The organism is Bacillus sp. P4_E1, assembly GCF_056401715.1.
This window is the reverse complement of the sequence record NZ_JBFUIV010000021.1, coordinates 36,442-53,308: the sequence shown is the minus strand read 5'-3', so window position 1 is coordinate 53,308 and position 16,867 is coordinate 36,442. Positions and strand designations below refer to the sequence as shown.

Sequence of the window (16,867 nt, the reverse complement as noted above, 5' to 3'; positions counted from 1 at the left end):
GAGTTTATTACATATCTGGGGAGAGATAAATATGGTTAGAAGTCCACTTTTTTTACTCATTTCTAGTATTATTTGCATATTAGTTGGGTTCTATATCCGATCAAGTTATATTGAAATTTTCGCATCGGTTATGGGGATTATTAATGTTTGGTTACTTGCAAGGGAAAAGGTATCAAACTTTTTATTTGGGATGATTACAGTTGCGGTATTTCTGTATATTTTCACTACACAAGGCTTATACGCAATGGCAGTATTAGCAGCCTTCCAATTTATATTTAATGTGTACGGTTGGTATTACTGGATTGCGCGTAGTGGGGAGGAGAAGGTAAAACCGACAGTTCGCTTAGATTTGAAAGGATGGATTATTTATATACTTTTTATTTTAGTTGCTTGGATTGGTTGGGGATATTATCAAGTCCGTTATTTAGAATCGACAAGTCCATATTTAGATGCTTTAAACGCTGTATTAGGATTAGTAGCTCAATTTATGCTGAGCCGAAAAATCTTAGAAAATTGGCATTTATGGATTTTGTATAACATAGTTAGCATTGTGATTTATATTTCAACGGGCTTATACGTCATGTTAGTATTAGCTATTATTAATCTATTTTTATGTATCGATGGCTTGCTAGAATGGAAGAAAAACCATAAAGAGCGAGAACGTGTAAAAAATTATATTTAGAAAATAATTGTAATCAAAAACCCCCTGAAGCATATACGTTTCAGGGGGTTTAAATATAGTGTGAATTTATGCTTTTGTCATACCAAGCAATACAGCGCCGCCGATAATTAAAACACTACCTAGGGCAATAAAGATCAATTGACGTTTTGTTTTCTTTTCACCTAAGAAGACAATCGCACCGAATGTTGAGATAACGATTCCAGTTTGAGATAATGGGAAGCTTGTCGCTACTCCGACACGTGGTAATGAAAGAAGTAAGAATAAGTTTCCTGTTCCCCAAAGTAAACCAGATACAGCATTACGAATTGCATATTTGTTAAATGGTTTATGTTTAGACGTCAGTACAACCGCACCAACGAACATACCAACTGCCTGTGGTAAAATAGCAGACCAACCATCGATATTATACCAACGAATAATAATTACATATACAAGATAGCCGAAAGTAGAAACAATTAAAGTAAGAAGTCCCTTTTTCAATTGTCCTGGTGGCTGTGCATTTTCTTTATCATCTAGTGATGTGAATACTACACCAATTACGATTAATAGGATTGCAATCGTTCCCAGAACAATCGTTGTAGTAGTAGTCCACTCACGAAAAGCGATAACTCCAAAGATAGAAGTTGCAACAAGTTGCATACCAGTAGAAATAGTTACAGTAGTTGAAACACCTAGTTTTTCAACTGTTTTTAATTGGTTTACTTGTCCTAAAGCCCAGAATAAACCTGAAATAAAGCCAACAATCAAGACTGTCATTGTTAAAGTTGGTTGAGTAAATACATACATAGTTGTTGCGAAGAATAGAGCACCGATTGTCATACCTACCGTTTGGCTATATGCACCACCGCCCATTTTTACGCTTACTAATAAGATGTTTCCCCATGCGATTGCAGGAAGAAGCGCTAATAAAATGTCCATTACAAGACTCCCTTCGGTTTTCTATACCAATATAATTACATAGAGTTCTAACGATCGGTAATGCCCCACTAATAGAGTAGAAGATTACCGATCGCTAAAACAGGATGAAGAATTTACGATATAAATGCGTTTTCATTTCTTCATTTTTTGAAACACTTTCATATAATAACAGGAAATTACCTATTTTAGAAAGTGAATTCAAATAAAATGTATATTTAAATAAGGGAAAAAATTCAGTTATTAATCAAATCATTTTATTTTCCGGGAAATAAAAAGCAACTTTTGTCGAAAGTTGCTTTAAGAAGTAGTAATTCTTCTATTAATGAGTTGAATGCATAGTAAGAATAGAAGGGACATACTAATCGTTATGATTACAAGCGTCCAAGCTAGTTGCATATTACTCGCATCAATAGCCATATAAATCGCCGTTGGAATCGTCTGAGTTTTGCCAGGTATATTTCCTGCAAACATTAAAGTTGCACCAAATTCACCGAGTGCGCGAACAAAGCTTAAAATCATACCGCTAAGTAGTGCGGGGAATGCAAGCGGGAGTGTAACATGTAGAAAAACTTGATATTCACTTGCACCAAGATCGCGCGCGCCATCTTCAATTTGTACATTTGCGATAGAAAATCCTGTTTTTGCTGATTGGTACATGAGCGGAAATGCAACGACTGTAGAAGCAATGATAGCAGCAGTAGATGTAAACATAATGGACTGCTGAAATAATGATTCAATCCACTTTCCAATGGGACTGTTATTTCCAAAAATGATAATTAGAAAAAAGCCGATAACAGTTGGTGGAAGCACCATTGGTAATAAGAAAATAGTTTCTAGTAGTACTTTATATCGCCACGAGGAGCGCGCTAATGCTCGTCCAATAATCGTTCCTAAGATCGTAACGATTATTGTGGCGCACGCAGCTACTCGCAAGGATAGAAAGACAGGTGACAAAATTGCATCAAAGCTCATAGCGATTATGGCAGGATTGTAAATCCATATTTCTTAAAGATAGATTGTGCATCTTTTGATTGTAAATACTCATAGAATGAAGTCGCCTCTTTCTTATGCTTAGATTCCTTTATAACACCTAAAGGATAGTGGATTGGCTCATGAGAATTAGCTGCTACCGCTTCTACAATTTTTACCTTGTCTGAAACGAGAGCGTCAGTTTTATATACAATACCAGCATCAACATTACCTGTTTCTACATATGTTAACACTTGGCGAACATCTTTTGTAAATACGATTTTATTTTGAACGTCATTCCAAAGATTTTCATATGTGAGAGAAGCTTTTGCATATTTTCCTGCAGGTACAGATTCGGGTGTACCAAGTGCGATTTTCTTGATTTTCTCATCCTTTAAATCTTGAAGTTTTGTAAGAGCACTATCTTTTGGAATGACTAGAACTAGTTCATTTCCAAGAAGGTTTTTCCCTTCTTTTTCATTAATAAATCCTTTTTTAACAAGAGTTTGGAATTTATCCTCTGCTGCAGAGAAGAATAAATCAGCAGGTGCACCTTGCTCAATTTGTTGTTGAAGTGCACCAGAAGCACCGAAGTTAAAAGAAAGTTGAATAGTTGGTTCTTTCTCTTTATATTGCTTTTCAATTTCTTTTAATGCATCTTGTAAACTTGCAGCAGCTGATATAGTCAGCTCCACTGATTCTCCCTCTTTAGCAGCTGACTTTTCTTCACTTGAACAAGCTACACTGAATATAAGAAGAAAAGAAAGTATAAGTACCCCAATGGATCGTAAAGTAAATTTGTTCATAAAAAATCTCCCTTCGTTTACTAAATTAATTATAACTAATTATAACTAGTTATAACTAGTTATAATTGAATATAATTTGAACGATATAGTTGTTTTTAAAAACTAGGAGAAATATTCTTTTCTTTGTTACAATGAAGGAAGAAAGTGAGGAATCGTCTATGGATCATCATTCCTACACAACGGAAGAAGTAGCAAAGCAATTAAAAGTATCAAAATTAACTGTATACGACCTAATTAAAAAAGGAGAACTTCCTTCTTATAGGGTTGGTAGACAAATGCGCATTGATGCAGCTGATTTAGAACAATATATAAAGCAAATGAAAACAGGGAAGGTACAATTTACTCCTGTAAAGAAGGACGAAATTAGTAGTTCGAATACACGCATCATTAGTGGTCAAGAACTAACGTTAGATATGTTGGCAAAGCATATAGAAAATCGATTGCCAAATTCTAATATATTGAGAGCGTATCAAGGTAGTTTAACGAGTTTAGTGAAGATGTACCAAGGAGAAGGAAGCGTCGTTAGTTTACACTTATTTGATGGTGAAACGGGTACATATAATGTTCCTTACGTAAAACGTATTTTAGTTGGACAACCATATATTATGATGAATTTATTAGCAAGAAATGTTGGGTTTTATGTGCAAAAAGGGAATCCACAAAATATAAAAACATGGGCTGATTTAGCTCAGTCATCTATACGATTTGTAAATCGAGAAAAAGGTTCTGGTATTAGAGTGTTAGTGGATGAGCAATTGCGAATTCGAAAATTAAGTAAAGAAGATATTAACGGGTATGAATGGGAAGAATCGAATCACCTTGGTGTTGCCTCGCAAGTCGCGAATGGAAAAGCTGATGTTGGGGTAGGATCAGAAAAGTTTTCCCAAATTGTGAACGTAGACTTTATTCCAATAATGAAAGAACAGTATGATTTAGTACTTCTGAAGAATAAAGAAAATGATGAACTTATTGAGGTTATAAAAGGAATTTTGCAATCTGAAGAGTTTCACAATGAATTAAAAGCAATTGGTGGATATGATATAAGCAAAACAGGCCAAATTATATATGAAACAAACTAAAAAGCTGCTTGTCTATAAGACGAGCAGCCTTTTCTATATAAAGGGGGTTGGGGAAACGAATTGTTAAACGAGACTTTGAGCAAGTGTGTAAATGAAAGCTGTAAGAAGAGCTGCTCCACTTGCAAGTCCGATAAAGTGAAACTTTAATCAGTGAGGGCGGGGTATCCCTCGCTGATTATTAGCCCTCACCAATCGGGCTTTTACGGGCAGTTGATCCCAAACCTAACTTCTTTGATTTCGCTGAATTTTGAAGTGGGAGTCTTACTGCCCGTTAATGCGGGATAAAGTCTGATTTGTTGAAAGTAATGTTGTTCATTATAATCTCTCCTTATTTGTTTAATGTAGTTGCGACTGCTTTTGCATCGACAAGTGCGGATAGCACCATGCCCATTGTATTGAAAAATTTATTTGATTTCATTTTGTTCATCATGCGTATCCGCTCCTTTTCGAATTGTTGTTGCCCTGCTTTCTGTCTTAATTATATGAAATATAGCAGCCTGCAACTATCGAATTGGCTTACGTAAGACTTACACTTTTGTAAGAAAAAAAGACATTCGTGTAAGAATGTCCTTCAAAGCATATTGATATGATGGTGCTCTTTAATTGTTTTTAAAAAGCTGCGCATCGAATTGGTCATGTAACTATCTTTACGGCGTATGAAAACAGTTGAAATACTGCCGTATTTCTCCGGAATTGGATGGCAGTGGACTTTACCTGCTGTAGAAAGGTGCTGCACCGCAGACTGGGGGACGAGTGTAATCCCAAGACCGAGCGCTACGCTATTTAATATAGTTTCTAATATGTTAAACTCCATAATTCTTTTTGGTAACAAACCTTCATCTTTAAGCCATCGTTCAAGCTTGGAACGGTATCCACATCCTTGATTAAAAACGAGTAGGGGCGTCGTAGTAAATTCTTCTATATGAAAAGCTTTATTTTGTGTAACAAGCATTAATTTCTCAGTACTAACATCGTATTGTTCAATTAGTGGATGTTTAATAGGACCTGATATAAAGGCGCCATCTAATTGATGATCGAGTACTTCTCTAATAAGCTCTTCCGTTAGACCGGCTTGTAATGATAAATCGACATTTGGATAGCTTTTATAGTAAGAAGACAAGATGGTAGGTAATGTACTGACTGTTTCGACTGTACCAATTTTTAATATGCCAGAGGGTGTTTCACTATCTAAAAACACTTGTTTTAGCTCTTCAACATCTTGCAAAATTTTATGAACGTAAACGAGCATTTTTCTTCCTTCAGCTGTTAAAGTCATGCCTCGCTTATGACGGTAAAAGAGAGGTGTTTTCAGCTCGTTTTCTAATTGTTTAATACGTGCGGTTACATTTGATTGTACATAATTTAATTCCTTTGCTGCGCCGCTTACACTACCGCGGTCGGCAACGCTCTGGAAGATTTGTAAGTCTCGTAATTCCATTTTATGCTCCTCCTTGATGTTAACTATCATTATAAATGATAGTTAACATCATTTTGAATCATTTTACGTGATATATTTTTTCTTTTACAATTCTCTTTGTGCAAATAGAAAGAAGCGGGGGATTGTGGTGAGAAAAGGTCAAATGATAATAGGTGCTTTGGCATGTTTAATTGCAAGTATGTCATGGGGAGCGATGTTTCCGGTTGCTGATCATGCTCTAGAATACATAGATCCATTTTATTTTTCGTTTATTCGTTATGGGGCGGTAGCAATTGTATTGATTGTATTATTGCTAATGAAAGAAGGAAAGAAGGCATTTCGCTTAGAAGGAAGAGGGAAGTTACTCGTCTTTTTTGGAACAATGGCTTTTACCGTATATAATGTATTAATTTTTCTAGGGCAAATGTTAATGGGAAAATCAGGTGTAATGGTAGCTTCTATTATGGAGGCGCTTATGCCAATGATTTCAATTTGTATTTTATGGGGATATAAAAATATAAAGCCGAAGAAATATATGATAACGAGCATGATTATTGCGTTTGTAGGGGCTGTATTTGTTATTACGAAAGGTGATATGAGTTTCTTTTTAACATTGAAAGATAATATGTTTTCACTAGTATTTATATTTGTTGGTGTTGTAGGATGGGTTATTTATACGATGGGTGGTCAAACGTGTAGCGATTGGTCAACATTACGTTATTCAACATTAACTTGTATATTTGGGACAGCAGTTACAGGAATTATAACTATAATCATTACGTCACTTGGATATGTATCTGTTCCAAGTATGGAAACGATTTCTATTGTGAAATATGATTTATTATTTATGATGACATTACCAGGTATTGTAGCGCTACTTGCTTGGAACTACGGTGTGAAAATCTTATCATCAATTAATGGTATTTTATTTATTAACTTTGTGCCAATTACTACTTTAGTTATTATGATGATACAAGGATATAAAATAACGACATTTGATGTATTAGGAACATTATTTGTTATTGCAGCGCTTATTCGTAATAATGTTTGTCAGAGAAAAGAAGAAAATATAAATAAACAAATTTTGCAAGAAAAGCAATTGCGTCAAGCTGTTTAATAGGCAACTGGAGGATTTTATATGTTAGAAAGTTTATTGTTTTTCTTTGCTGCTGGAGTTGCCTGCGAGCTTGCAGCAATTAATCGAAACGGTCGTAAAAATATAAAACAACAAGCTGAACTGATACAGCTTTTAAAAGACTTGAAGGAAAGAAAAAATTAAAAAGACGACCGGGCATAGACGGTCGTCTTTTCTATTATTATTTATATAAAGGGGAAAGGGGACACAAAGTTATATAAGCGTAGCAGCGTAAATGAAAGCAGTAAGAAGAATCGAGCCGCTAGCTAGTCCTAAAAAATCTAATTTATTAAAAGTCATGTTATTCATTATAAATTCTCCTTACGTGTTTAATATAGAAGCAACAGCTTTTGCATCGATAAGAGCGGAGAATACCATGCACATTGTATTTAAGAAATTGTTCGTTTTCATTTTGTTCATCATATAGATCCGCTCCTTTTCAAATGGTTGTTGTTACTTTCTGACTTAATTGTATAAGATAGTGGAGGGAGTCACTATCGAATTAGCTTACAAGAAAATTACACTTTTGTAAGAATTGAAATTTAACAATAAATACTTATTTTTATTACCAACTCCTAAAACTTAGTGTTATAATCGTTGTAAGAAAATAATTATACTTCGGATATTCAGAAAGGAACGAAACAAATGTATAAACCAATTACATTTTCGTTGAAATATATATTTAAAATGGCTGGGAAGGTAGAAGTACAAGGGAGAGAGAAATTACCGGAAGATGGCCCTTACGTTGTTGCGTGTACACATACAAGTTTTATGGATGTTTTAATGTTAGCGGCAGGAATGTACCCAACCCAAATTCATTACATGGCAAAAAAAGAATTGTTTGAAGGGAAATTTAAAAATTGGTTTTTTAAAAATGTAAATGCATTCCCTGTAGACCGTGCGAATCCAGGGCCAAGCACATTGAAAATTCCATCACGTTTATTAAAAGAAGGAAAAGTAGTAGGGATTTTCCCGAGTGGGACGAGGTCATCAGAAGACGTTTCACTAAAAGCTGGGGCTGTTACGATTGCAATGCGTTCTAACGTTCCGTTAATACCGGCAGCTTATGTTGGTCCATCAAGTATAAAAGAATTGATAAAAGGAAAAAAAGCGCGATTAGTTTTTGGAGACCCAATTCAAATCGATGCTGAAGAACAAATAGATCGAAAAACGGCTATGAAAATGATGACAGATGAATTAAATGCAAAGTTTGAAGAACTAAAGGAAGTTTTGCAGCCAAATCAAAAATAAGAAAAGACGATCGTGCATAGACGGTCGTCTTTTCTATTATTATTTATATAAAGTGAAACTTTAATCAGTGGGGGGTGTTCATCCCCACTGATTATTAGTTGAACCAATCGGGCTTTTACAGGCAGTTGATCTCCCGCCTAACTTCCTCGCATTCGCCGAATTCTGAGGTGGGAGTCTTACTGCCCGTTAAAGCGGGATAAAGGGGAAAGGGGACACGAAGTTATAGTGTAGCAGCGTAAATGAAAGCAGTAAGAAGAACCGTGCCGCTAGCTAGTCCTAAAAAATCTAATTTATTAAAAGTGATGTTGTTCATAATGCATTCTCCTTACTTGTTTAATGTAGAAGCAACAGCTTTTGCATCGATAAGAGCGGAAAATACCAAGCTCATTGTATTTAAGAAATTGTTCGTTTTCATTTTGTTCATCATATAGATCCGCTCCTTTTCAAATGGTTGTTGCCCTGTTTCTGACTTAATTATATGAAATGTTGCGGAGAGTCACTATCGAATTAGCTTACAGGAAAATTACACTTTTGTAAGAAAAACGAATGAAAGTGTCATGATGAGAAGATTTGACATATGTTCATGTGATTCATTAAGTTAAAAGTAGAGGTGAGTGTATGGCTAATATTAAAGATATTGCAAAGATGGCTGGGGTTTCAGTTACGACTGTTTCGAGGGTATTAAATGATCATCCATATGTAAGTGAAGAAAAAAGGAAAGTTGTTTTAGAAATAGTTGAGAAATTGAATTACTCGCAAAATGCAAATGCTGTTCATTTATCAAAAGGGAAGACGAATATTGTTGGCGTGATTTTACCTTATATTAATCATCCGTCCTTTGATGCGATGGTGGGTGGAATGATGGAAGTTGCGTTAGCTCATAATTACAGGGTGCTTCTTTGTCAAACGAACTACAATAAAAAAGAAGAAATGAAAAGTTTACATATGTTGAAAACAAAGCAACTAGACGGTCTTATCATTTGTTCTCGTGCCAATGAGTGGGAAACTATAGAGCCTTATGCAGCGTATGGGGCGGTTATTGCTTGTGAGGATAATGATATTGAAAGCATATCGAGTGTATATACAGATCATTTTAATGCCTTTCAATTAGGGATGAGTTACCTTATTGAAAAAGGTTATAAGAAGATTGGATATTGTACGGGAAGAAAGTTAGGGCCAAGTAGTAAGAAACGTTTTGATGCTTATAAACAACAGCTACAATTAATAGATGAAGAAGTGATGGAAGATCGGATTTTCACAGAATGTTTTACGTTAGAAGATGGTGTAAGAGTTGCACATCAATTCAAGGAGATGGAGAATCCTCCTGAAGCATTAATAGTGGCAGGAGATGAAGTTGCTATTGGGATCATGACAGAAGTTAAAAAATTAGGTATTGAAGTTCCTGAGGATTTAGCGATTATTGGTTTTGATAATCAACCGATTTCTCAAGTTTTACAACTGACAACCATTGACCAAAATTTAAAGGGAATAGGTAAGACGGCTTTTGAAATGTTTTATAGGCAAGTAAGTGATGAGAGTTCTAAACAAGAAAAGATGGAAATTCCGTATAAACTTGTAGAACGCTCGACGGTTTAGTATTTATCCGTTATGTGTATAATCACATAACGGATTATTTTTTGAAATGTCTTTGACAGGAAACGCGTTTCATACTTTATAAAAGAGTTACACCGGTCTGTAATAATCCATGGATTCTTTTCAAGTGTTAAAACAATGAATAGAATTTGGAGGAATATGCATGAATGAACTTTTATTAAGTATGAAAAAATATGTAGAGGATGACGAAAAGATTTTAGCGTTTGTCGTAGGGATATTTGAAAAGGATGACTTTACTTTATGTTATCAACATGGGATTTTTGTTGCCACTACTAGACGTCTTCTATTTTACGGGAAATTTTCGTGCTATCCTGCGATATTTGAAGAGTATTCATATTTGCATATAGATGACATAGATTTCCGTCCATATTTCGAATGTACTTGTAATCGTGAAACCATTAGAGCTAAGTATATTCAGAGTGGGAATGTGGAGCGCTTTGTCCGTACAGTTAGAGCGAATATGAATAATTAATCACCCCTTTGTTTAAACATAATATCTTGGTCTTTGTGAGGGGAAATGCGGAATAAAAACAACTTCTAAACCTCTAGGAGATAGTGATACAATGTCAAATGGGGGGAGGTATGAACTATGGTTAATCAACGTATAAAGGAAATAACACTAATTACAATTGGTTCATTATTATTCGCAATTGGTATTAATTACTTTGCAATTCCAAACCGTTTATCAGAGGGTGGAATTATTGGTTTAACGGTTGTTACGTACTATTTATTTGATTGGTCACCAGGAATTGTGAATTTTGGTTTGAATGCAATTTTATTAGCTGTAGGTTATAAATTTTTTGATAAGAAAACGATGGTTTACACAATTATAGGTATTGTGGAAACCTCTTTGTTTTTATATGTTACAGAACATATCGAATATCAAGTAAATAGTGATACGTTACTAGCAGCTTTATTTGCTGGTGTATTTGTAGGTATCGGATTAGGCTGTATGTTCAAAGCTGGAGGTACATCAGGAGGATCGGCAATTTTAGCTCGACTAGCAAATCAATATTTAGGTTGGAGCGTTGGTAAAGGCGTACTTATTATTGATATCGTTGTAATTGCGGGTTCTGTATTTATAATAGGACAAGAAAAGGCAATGTATACACTTGTAGCTGTATTTGTCGGAGCGAAAGTAATTGATTTCATCGTGGAAGGTATGGATACAAAAACAGCTGTTACAATCATTTCAAATCAACCGGATTTAATACGTGAAACTATTACAAAAAACATGACACGCGGTGTCACTGTATTAGAAGGACGCGGCGGATATACTGGTAAAAATAAAGAAGTTTTATATATCGTTATTAATAAACAAGAGCTTGTTAAGTTAAAGCAAGTTATTAGTAGAGTTGATGAAGATGCCTTCGTTGTCATTCACGATGTGCGTGATGTACTTGGCGGTGGCTTTAAAGCAAGCTAAAAGGTGAACGAGAAAATTCGTTCATCTTTTTTTTATCCCGCATTAACGGGCAGTAGAACTCCCACCTCAAAATTCAGCTGGAGCAAAGAAATTAGGTGGGAGATCAACTGCCCGTAAACGCCCGATTGGTGAGGGCCGATAATCAGTGGGGGGATGAACAAAACCCCCACTGATTAAAGTTTCACTTTATTCTTACAAAAATGTAAGGGTAATGTAATGGGATTGAATGGTAGATTAAATTCCTGCTCTTTAGAATGGATGTATAAGTATCCTGCAGAGGAGGAAGATCAGTATTATGAAGAAAAAAATAATTACTACTGTAATAGCTATGGTAGTGATAGTAGTAGTATTACTACCTACGAAACTTGGACCAGTTATTGATAAATATAATCCGCTTTATACGACGAAAGAATACTATACAATTGTGGATGCGATTGGTCAGCATGTCGGTGATGAATGGTATGAATATGAATTTATTGCATTTGATGAACGTGGAAGAGAACAAAAAATAAAGAAGACTGTTAAGCATATGTTAAAGAGAGATGAAGCATTAAAGGTGTACGCAAAAGGACGCTACGGCGAGGCAATTGAAGAAATTGAAGCTGTAAATATTCCTATTAATGCGAAGAGTAAACTTTTAACGATGAGATAGCGAATTATACCCCCGCCTATTTTTTGTCGAAAATAAAAATACTAGGTAGGGGTATTTTAGGTTCGTGAAAAAGCCTTAGTCCATATGGACTAAGGCTTTTCTTATTATATAAAGGGGAAGGGGGTACATTGTAGTAGCATGAGTGAAAGGTATAAGAAGAGTCGGCTACTAGCAATGTAATTTGGTTATGTGAGTGTTCTTCTTATTTGGCTTACTTTCTAACTTTATTGTACGAAATATAGGTAAGGGAAACTATCGAATTACATTACACATAGCTTACAAACATGTAAGCCTTCTGTAATGTAATTCGATGGTTAAAATATAGTAAATTTCATATAGTGTAACTAGAAAGTCTCACTGTATCACTTTCTGTTTGTAATGTTAATGAAGAATGAAAAACCAACTAATTTTTAATAGCCCTCATCTCTATTTAGATGAGGCTCTTTTTCAAACCTTACAACATTGTAAGGTTTACGTAAGTTAATTCGATAGTAAATTTGTCATATTTTTTGCATAATAGATACAAATAGATAAAAAATAATTAGGGATATATTAAGAAGGGAGAAAACTGGGATGCGTAAAGAAGAAGTAGTGAAGTTTCCAATTAAAGATTTCTGTAGCTACTTTACTGTTGCCGTAGTATGTATTGGATTATTTGATATAATAACAAATTTAATTGTTAACTAATATAGATGATAAAACAAGAAGGAAGACCCTTTCTTGTTTTTTTTATGGGGGCATAAAGATGAAATTGATTGATAGTCATATACATGTTGATCAATATGAGAATGAAGAGAAAAGTAGATTATTTATAGATGTGGAAAACAGTAAAGAGATACAAGGGCTTATTGCAGTATCTATGAATTATCAATCATGTCTAGAAACTTTATCTTTAGCAAAGCGATATCCTTTTGTACATCCAGCAATAGGTTTTCATCCGGAGCAGCCGATTCATAAAGAGGAATGTGAGCAAATTTATAAATTAATTGAAGATCATGTAGAGGAAATCGTTGCGATTGGTGAAGTCGGCTTGCCATATTATTTAAGGAAAGAAGATGAAAATATTGCTATTGATCCATACATAGCGGTGTTAAAAAAGTTTGTGGAACTAGCTAGTAAATACGATTTACCAATTATATTGCATGCGGTTTATGAAGATACTGACACTGTATGTGATTTACTTGAAGAATATAAAGTTTCGCGTGCACACTTTCATTGGTTTAAAGGAAGTGAAGAGACAATGAAACGGATGATGAGGAACGGTTATTATATTTCTATCACACCGGATGTTTTACATAAGGAGAAAATTAGAAAAATAGTTTCGTATTATCCGCTTGAATATATGATGGTAGAAACAGATGGGCCGTGGGAATTTCAGAAGGATACGATGACACATCCTTATATGATAAAAGATGTATTACAAGAAATTAGTATAATAAAAAAAATATCAGTAGAGAAAGTTACTGAGCAAATATATGCGAATACGGTGCGATTTTATAAAGTTAGTGAGTCATAAAAAAACACCAAGCATCTCGCTTGGTGTTTTTTTTATGACTCTAATTTTTTCGCACGTCTTAATAATAAAAGAAAGACAATTATAATGAACCCAATTATAAGGAAGAACCCATATTGTTTTATATAATCAATTATGTCATTCGCACTTGTTGGTTTTTCAACGTGAATGCCTTCTTTATTAGTAGTAATATGAATATCTTTCATTTTTACTTCATTCATGTCTTTTTGTAAATCAATCCACTCTATGTTTGGAATACTTTCTAGTTCTTTTAATACTTCTTTTAATGGTTCAACGCCCAAGTAAGGATGATAAAATGCACCGATAATTCCATCAGATAGTTTAGTGATAGATAAAGCACGTTCTTTCATTTTTACTATAGCTTGTGGCTTCCCTTCCTCAATAAAGCCAACAGTTTCAGGAATTAATTTCATCCCATGCAAAAATGACGGTGTACTTATATAAGCTGGTGAGTGCATTGATTTCCAAGTTGTATCGTTTAGTTGTATTTGTCCTACATAAGTTGAAAAATATTGTGATAGTATTTCATATCCTTTTTGAGACATTGTATAGTGCGGAGCTTCAAAGGCAACTGGATATAATTTAGCTTCTACAAGCTCTGTAATCCCTTTTTCAATATGATCTTTAATATATTTTTCTTCGAAGGCTTTCCCGTTTTTTACGTATTTATTATAGTCTTCTGTAGACTGAAAATCTTTTTTTGTTTTTGATTTTTCATGGTTTGGTTGGCGAATTGGTTGATCTGTTTTTACATCCCAAAATTCAAAACCTTCGCCAGTTTCACTATCATAAAACTGATGTGTGTAACCATGCATAACGATAGAGCCACCATTATCTTGCATAAAGTGTAAAACATCGATTAATTCAGAGTTATCCTTTAAATGTACTGTTTTTCCTGTGTCTGGATCTTTGTAAACAGGGATAACGGTAATCATATAAGGGAGCTTTTTCTCTTTTAGTAATTCAGCGATTTCTTTTAATTGCTTTACATCTACAGCTGGATGAACGTCTTCAAGACGTAAATAAGCTGAAGTTTTATTTGTTTCAGGTTTTTGTCCGAAATAAGAAAATAACATTTCACCGACGTAATGAGACATCCAATCGAAAAGGTTTGGAGTTGCAACATAATAGGATGTTCCTTGTTGAACGATTAACGGATGAGTTCCACTTGAATTTAAAGCATTAGCAAGAACTGTTCCATTTGCATCAAGCGATCGAACTAATCGTTCTTCCTCTAAGGTATTTTTCAGCTTATGGGCTGGATATTCAATTTTTTTAACTCGTATATCATCATTTTTCAATGTAATGAAAGAAAAACGATTAGATAATTGTTCAACATTTTGTCCTAAAACTAATACTGGACCTGAGAAGTTTTCTAGAAATTGTTTTGCTGCAATAGAAAAATCTTCTTTTTTCTCTCCGATATAAACAATATGTGTATAAGAAGATGATTCAGTACTTTCCTTTATTTCCTTTAAGCTTTTTACTGTTATATCTTTTGTAAAGTGCCCTAACTGAGTATTAAGGATTTGTACATTGTTTGTAATTTTGTTGTCTTCTGTACTATACAAAACGAGTACTTTTGATTTTGATGATGTTTGTGCAGAGGTATGTATAGGAATGAGTAGTAAAATGCTGAAAAAGATTAGTAGAGTTCTTTTCATTTATTTATGCTCCTATTCTATATATGGAATTCAATTTACAATTATATACAAGAAATAAGTTATAGTCCATGTAAGTTACATTTTTGTACGTATTTACCATATGTTTTTTCACAAAATCGGTCTAAAGCATGATGATAATATGTATAGTTATTTGCTATGATTGAAAGGTAAGAGAATGATAGAGTGTTGGTAATTGTAAAAGGAAGGCTGAAAGGGGACAAATTTCAGCGGAGAAAGAGGTAGAGGTAGTGAAGAAATTCTTTGTAGGATTTTTAGTTGTTCTTGGAGTGTATTTATATTTCCAAGGAAAGTCTGAAGGAATGGGTAAGCTAATGAATGAAACAAGCTATGTTGATTCAGAAGAAGCAAAACAGATGAAACAAATCATTATAGAGGAAGCAAAGAAAGTAAACCTTCCGGAATGGATACCTCTTACAATTGCCGAACATGAAAGTAGGTTAAATCCAAGAAGTGTTGGAGATAACGGAACTTCATTCGGATTGTTTCAATTACACCGCGGTGGTGGGCTTGCGCCAGATCATTTAACTGATGAAGAGCTGAAAGATCCACGTACAAATGCGCAAATTGCAATGCCGCATTTAATGAAAGGTTATAAGCGCGGGGTGCAAAAAGGTTTGACTGATTTTGCATTACTGAAATATATAGCGAATACATCTGGATGGCCAGGGAATTTAGGACCAGAGTGGACGGATAACAATATGAAGTATAACATCGGATTAGAGGATGTATACTATCGAAATAAAGGTGTAATCAAAGAGTAGGTTTTCTATACCTACTCTATTTTTTTATGAATAATTTCATCCTTTTCTTTCATGAAATACTGCGCTAGTTGTATTTTCACATCTTCTAGTTTTGTAGAAACTTGAGGTATTTTATATCCTACATACAACGGTGAAACGACAAACCTAGGAACAACTTTACAAATGATTTTTCCATTTAGATGATAGAAGAATAAGTTATAACTACTACATCCTTTATGGAAATCTGTCAGTATGTAACGTACAGTTTGCTGAATATAATTTGCCATTTCATCTATAAATGCAATATCTTCAATGACTATGTTAAATTCAGTAAAGCCAATAATAGGACGCTCTGAAATGTTGAGTTCAATGCGTTCATTTTTTTGAACAATTACCCCTTGGAAATTTGCTTCCTCAATATTTTCAAGATAGTCTACATGTTTCATTCCGATAATTTGCATATGTGCATGATGCAAACTTCCGCCTGAAAATGGACCATGATTTTTGTATAAAATCACAGAAGTGAATTCTTCATTTTCCTGTAAGTTTAACCAATGGAGAATAGAGAAGCGAATTAGTTTTCTCATATGTTCTTCTGTATATGTTGCGATATGGTCTTCGCAATTATCTGTTTCGATTAGCACGGTTTGAAAGGTATCCTGTAATGTAGGGAATTTATTTTTTAACCAAATAATAGAGCCCTCAGTTGCTAAAATATCCGTTAAATTTTCTCTGTCACAAAAAGGACATGCAGTGTTTCTGTTCCGAATACTTTCTGGTTTTTGTTTACCGATATCGTTTAAAAAATATAGTTGTTGTGTATCCATTTGTATTTATGCCCCTTTAAAATATATGTAAAAATCCCGCTTAATACATTCGGGAAAAGGAGAAGGAAATCCTTTAAAGGGAATAGGGAAAAATAAAAGACAAGATATCCTCATTGCAATAGGGTACCTTGT

General features: G+C 34.3%; 19 protein-coding genes and 1 pseudogene. 11 read left to right on the top strand and 9 right to left on the bottom strand.

Translation table 11 applies throughout. The features are described from left to right. The first annotated feature begins 31 nt into the window (after positions 1–31). Positions 32–682: a nicotinamide riboside transporter PnuC gene (gene pnuC / locus AC1DS7_RS23560; RefSeq protein WP_002140140.1), complete on the top strand. Its 651-nt coding sequence runs from the start codon at positions 32–34 to the stop codon at positions 680–682. A gap of 66 nt (positions 683–748) precedes the next feature. Here the strand turns inward: pnuC and AC1DS7_RS23555 are convergent, their stop codons facing one another. The 3 genes from AC1DS7_RS23555 to modA form a co-directional block, all read right to left on the bottom strand. Further along, positions 749–1,600, bottom strand: coding sequence for a GRP family sugar transporter (locus AC1DS7_RS23555; RefSeq protein WP_002140141.1), 852 nt, complete (start codon positions 1,598–1,600; stop codon positions 749–751). Positions 1,601–1,897: 297 nt separating this feature from the next. Beyond that, the gene (modB, locus tag AC1DS7_RS23550) at positions 1,898–2,572 is read right to left on the bottom strand and encodes a molybdate ABC transporter permease subunit (protein ID WP_002029397.1); all 675 of its coding nucleotides are present in this window, start codon (positions 2,570–2,572) and stop codon (positions 1,898–1,900) included. A 5-nt stretch (positions 2,573–2,577) separates the two neighbouring features. Beyond that, positions 2,578–3,375 (bottom strand): molybdate ABC transporter substrate-binding protein, encoded by a 798-nt coding sequence (modA, locus tag AC1DS7_RS23545; protein WP_002140142.1) that lies wholly within the window; start codon positions 3,373–3,375, stop codon positions 2,578–2,580. A gap of 131 nt (positions 3,376–3,506) precedes the next feature. Here modA and AC1DS7_RS23540 point away from each other — a divergent pair, with 131 nt between their 5' ends. Next, the gene (locus tag AC1DS7_RS23540; protein ID WP_033708621.1) at positions 3,507–4,454 is read left to right on the top strand and encodes a substrate-binding domain-containing protein; all 948 of its coding nucleotides are present in this window, start codon (positions 3,507–3,509) and stop codon (positions 4,452–4,454) included. 63 nt (positions 4,455–4,517) lie between these two features. Here the strand turns inward: AC1DS7_RS23540 and AC1DS7_RS23535 are convergent. Continuing rightward, positions 4,518–4,598, bottom strand: a pseudogene (locus AC1DS7_RS23535) (DUF3948 family protein); the annotation flags it as partial. A 427-nt stretch (positions 4,599–5,025) separates the two neighbouring features. After that, on the bottom strand, positions 5,026–5,892 hold the full coding sequence (locus AC1DS7_RS23530) for a LysR family transcriptional regulator (protein ID WP_002063480.1): 867 nt from the start codon (positions 5,890–5,892) through the stop codon (positions 5,026–5,028). A gap of 127 nt (positions 5,893–6,019) precedes the next feature. Here AC1DS7_RS23530 and AC1DS7_RS23525 point away from each other — a divergent pair, with 127 nt between their 5' ends. Continuing rightward, positions 6,020–6,988: a DMT family transporter gene (locus AC1DS7_RS23525; protein ID WP_002140144.1), complete on the top strand. Its 969-nt coding sequence runs from the start codon at positions 6,020–6,022 to the stop codon at positions 6,986–6,988. Between the two features lie 21 nt (positions 6,989–7,009). Beyond that, positions 7,010–7,150 carry a YrzO family protein gene (locus AC1DS7_RS23520; RefSeq protein WP_002063481.1) on the top strand — a complete coding sequence of 47 codons (141 nt, stop codon included), beginning with the start codon at positions 7,010–7,012 and terminating at the stop codon, positions 7,148–7,150. A 69-nt stretch (positions 7,151–7,219) separates the two neighbouring features. Here AC1DS7_RS23520 and AC1DS7_RS23515 read toward each other — a convergent pair whose 3' ends face one another. After that, on the bottom strand, positions 7,220–7,315 hold the full coding sequence (locus AC1DS7_RS23515) for a DUF3948 family protein (protein WP_002124767.1): 96 nt from the start codon (positions 7,313–7,315) through the stop codon (positions 7,220–7,222). Between the two features lie 336 nt (positions 7,316–7,651). Here AC1DS7_RS23515 and AC1DS7_RS23510 point away from each other — a divergent pair, with 336 nt between their 5' ends. Continuing rightward, positions 7,652–8,257, top strand: coding sequence for a lysophospholipid acyltransferase family protein (locus AC1DS7_RS23510; RefSeq protein WP_002091412.1), 606 nt, complete (start codon positions 7,652–7,654; stop codon positions 8,255–8,257). A 220-nt stretch (positions 8,258–8,477) separates the two neighbouring features. Here the strand turns inward: AC1DS7_RS23510 and AC1DS7_RS23505 are convergent, their stop codons facing one another. Further along, entirely contained in the window at positions 8,478–8,570 is a 93-nt protein-coding gene (locus tag AC1DS7_RS23505; RefSeq protein ID WP_012260201.1) for a DUF3948 family protein, read from the bottom strand. 305 nt (positions 8,571–8,875) lie between these two features. On the opposite strand from AC1DS7_RS23505, the gene AC1DS7_RS23500 reads away from it, so the two are divergent. The 5 genes from AC1DS7_RS23500 to AC1DS7_RS23480 all read left to right on the top strand — a co-directional run bounded on the left by AC1DS7_RS23500 (position 8,876) and on the right by AC1DS7_RS23480 (position 13,465). Further along, entirely contained in the window at positions 8,876–9,853 is a 978-nt protein-coding gene (locus AC1DS7_RS23500) for a LacI family DNA-binding transcriptional regulator (RefSeq protein ID WP_002140146.1), read from the top strand. 160 nt (positions 9,854–10,013) lie between these two features. Further along, a complete protein-coding gene (locus AC1DS7_RS23495; protein WP_002091410.1) occupies positions 10,014–10,343 on the top strand; it encodes a PH domain-containing protein in 330 nt (109 codons plus the stop codon). A gap of 117 nt (positions 10,344–10,460) precedes the next feature. Next, a complete protein-coding gene (locus AC1DS7_RS23490; RefSeq protein WP_002009911.1) occupies positions 10,461–11,297 on the top strand; it encodes a YitT family protein in 837 nt (278 codons plus the stop codon). 295 nt (positions 11,298–11,592) lie between these two features. Continuing rightward, positions 11,593–11,949 (top strand): YxeA family protein, encoded by a 357-nt coding sequence (locus tag AC1DS7_RS23485; RefSeq protein ID WP_002029403.1) that lies wholly within the window; start codon positions 11,593–11,595, stop codon positions 11,947–11,949. Positions 11,950–12,694: 745 nt separating this feature from the next. Further along, complete coding sequence (locus tag AC1DS7_RS23480) at positions 12,695–13,465, top strand: TatD family hydrolase (protein ID WP_002140148.1); 771 nt, start codon at positions 12,695–12,697, stop codon at positions 13,463–13,465. 32 nt (positions 13,466–13,497) lie between these two features. On the opposite strand, the gene AC1DS7_RS23475 is transcribed toward AC1DS7_RS23480, so the two are convergent. After that, complete coding sequence (locus AC1DS7_RS23475; RefSeq protein ID WP_016103281.1) at positions 13,498–15,147, bottom strand: DUF2334 domain-containing protein; 1,650 nt, start codon at positions 15,145–15,147, stop codon at positions 13,498–13,500. 248 nt (positions 15,148–15,395) lie between these two features. Here AC1DS7_RS23475 and AC1DS7_RS23470 point away from each other — a divergent pair, with 248 nt between their 5' ends. After that, positions 15,396–15,929 carry a transglycosylase SLT domain-containing protein gene (locus tag AC1DS7_RS23470; protein WP_000713256.1) on the top strand — a complete coding sequence of 178 codons (534 nt, stop codon included), beginning with the start codon at positions 15,396–15,398 and terminating at the stop codon, positions 15,927–15,929. Positions 15,930–15,940: 11 nt separating this feature from the next. On the opposite strand, the gene AC1DS7_RS23465 is transcribed toward AC1DS7_RS23470, so the two are convergent. Then, the gene (locus tag AC1DS7_RS23465; RefSeq protein WP_002140151.1) at positions 15,941–16,735 is read right to left on the bottom strand and encodes a DUF4931 domain-containing protein; all 795 of its coding nucleotides are present in this window, start codon (positions 16,733–16,735) and stop codon (positions 15,941–15,943) included. Positions 16,736–16,867: the final 132 nt, after the last annotated feature.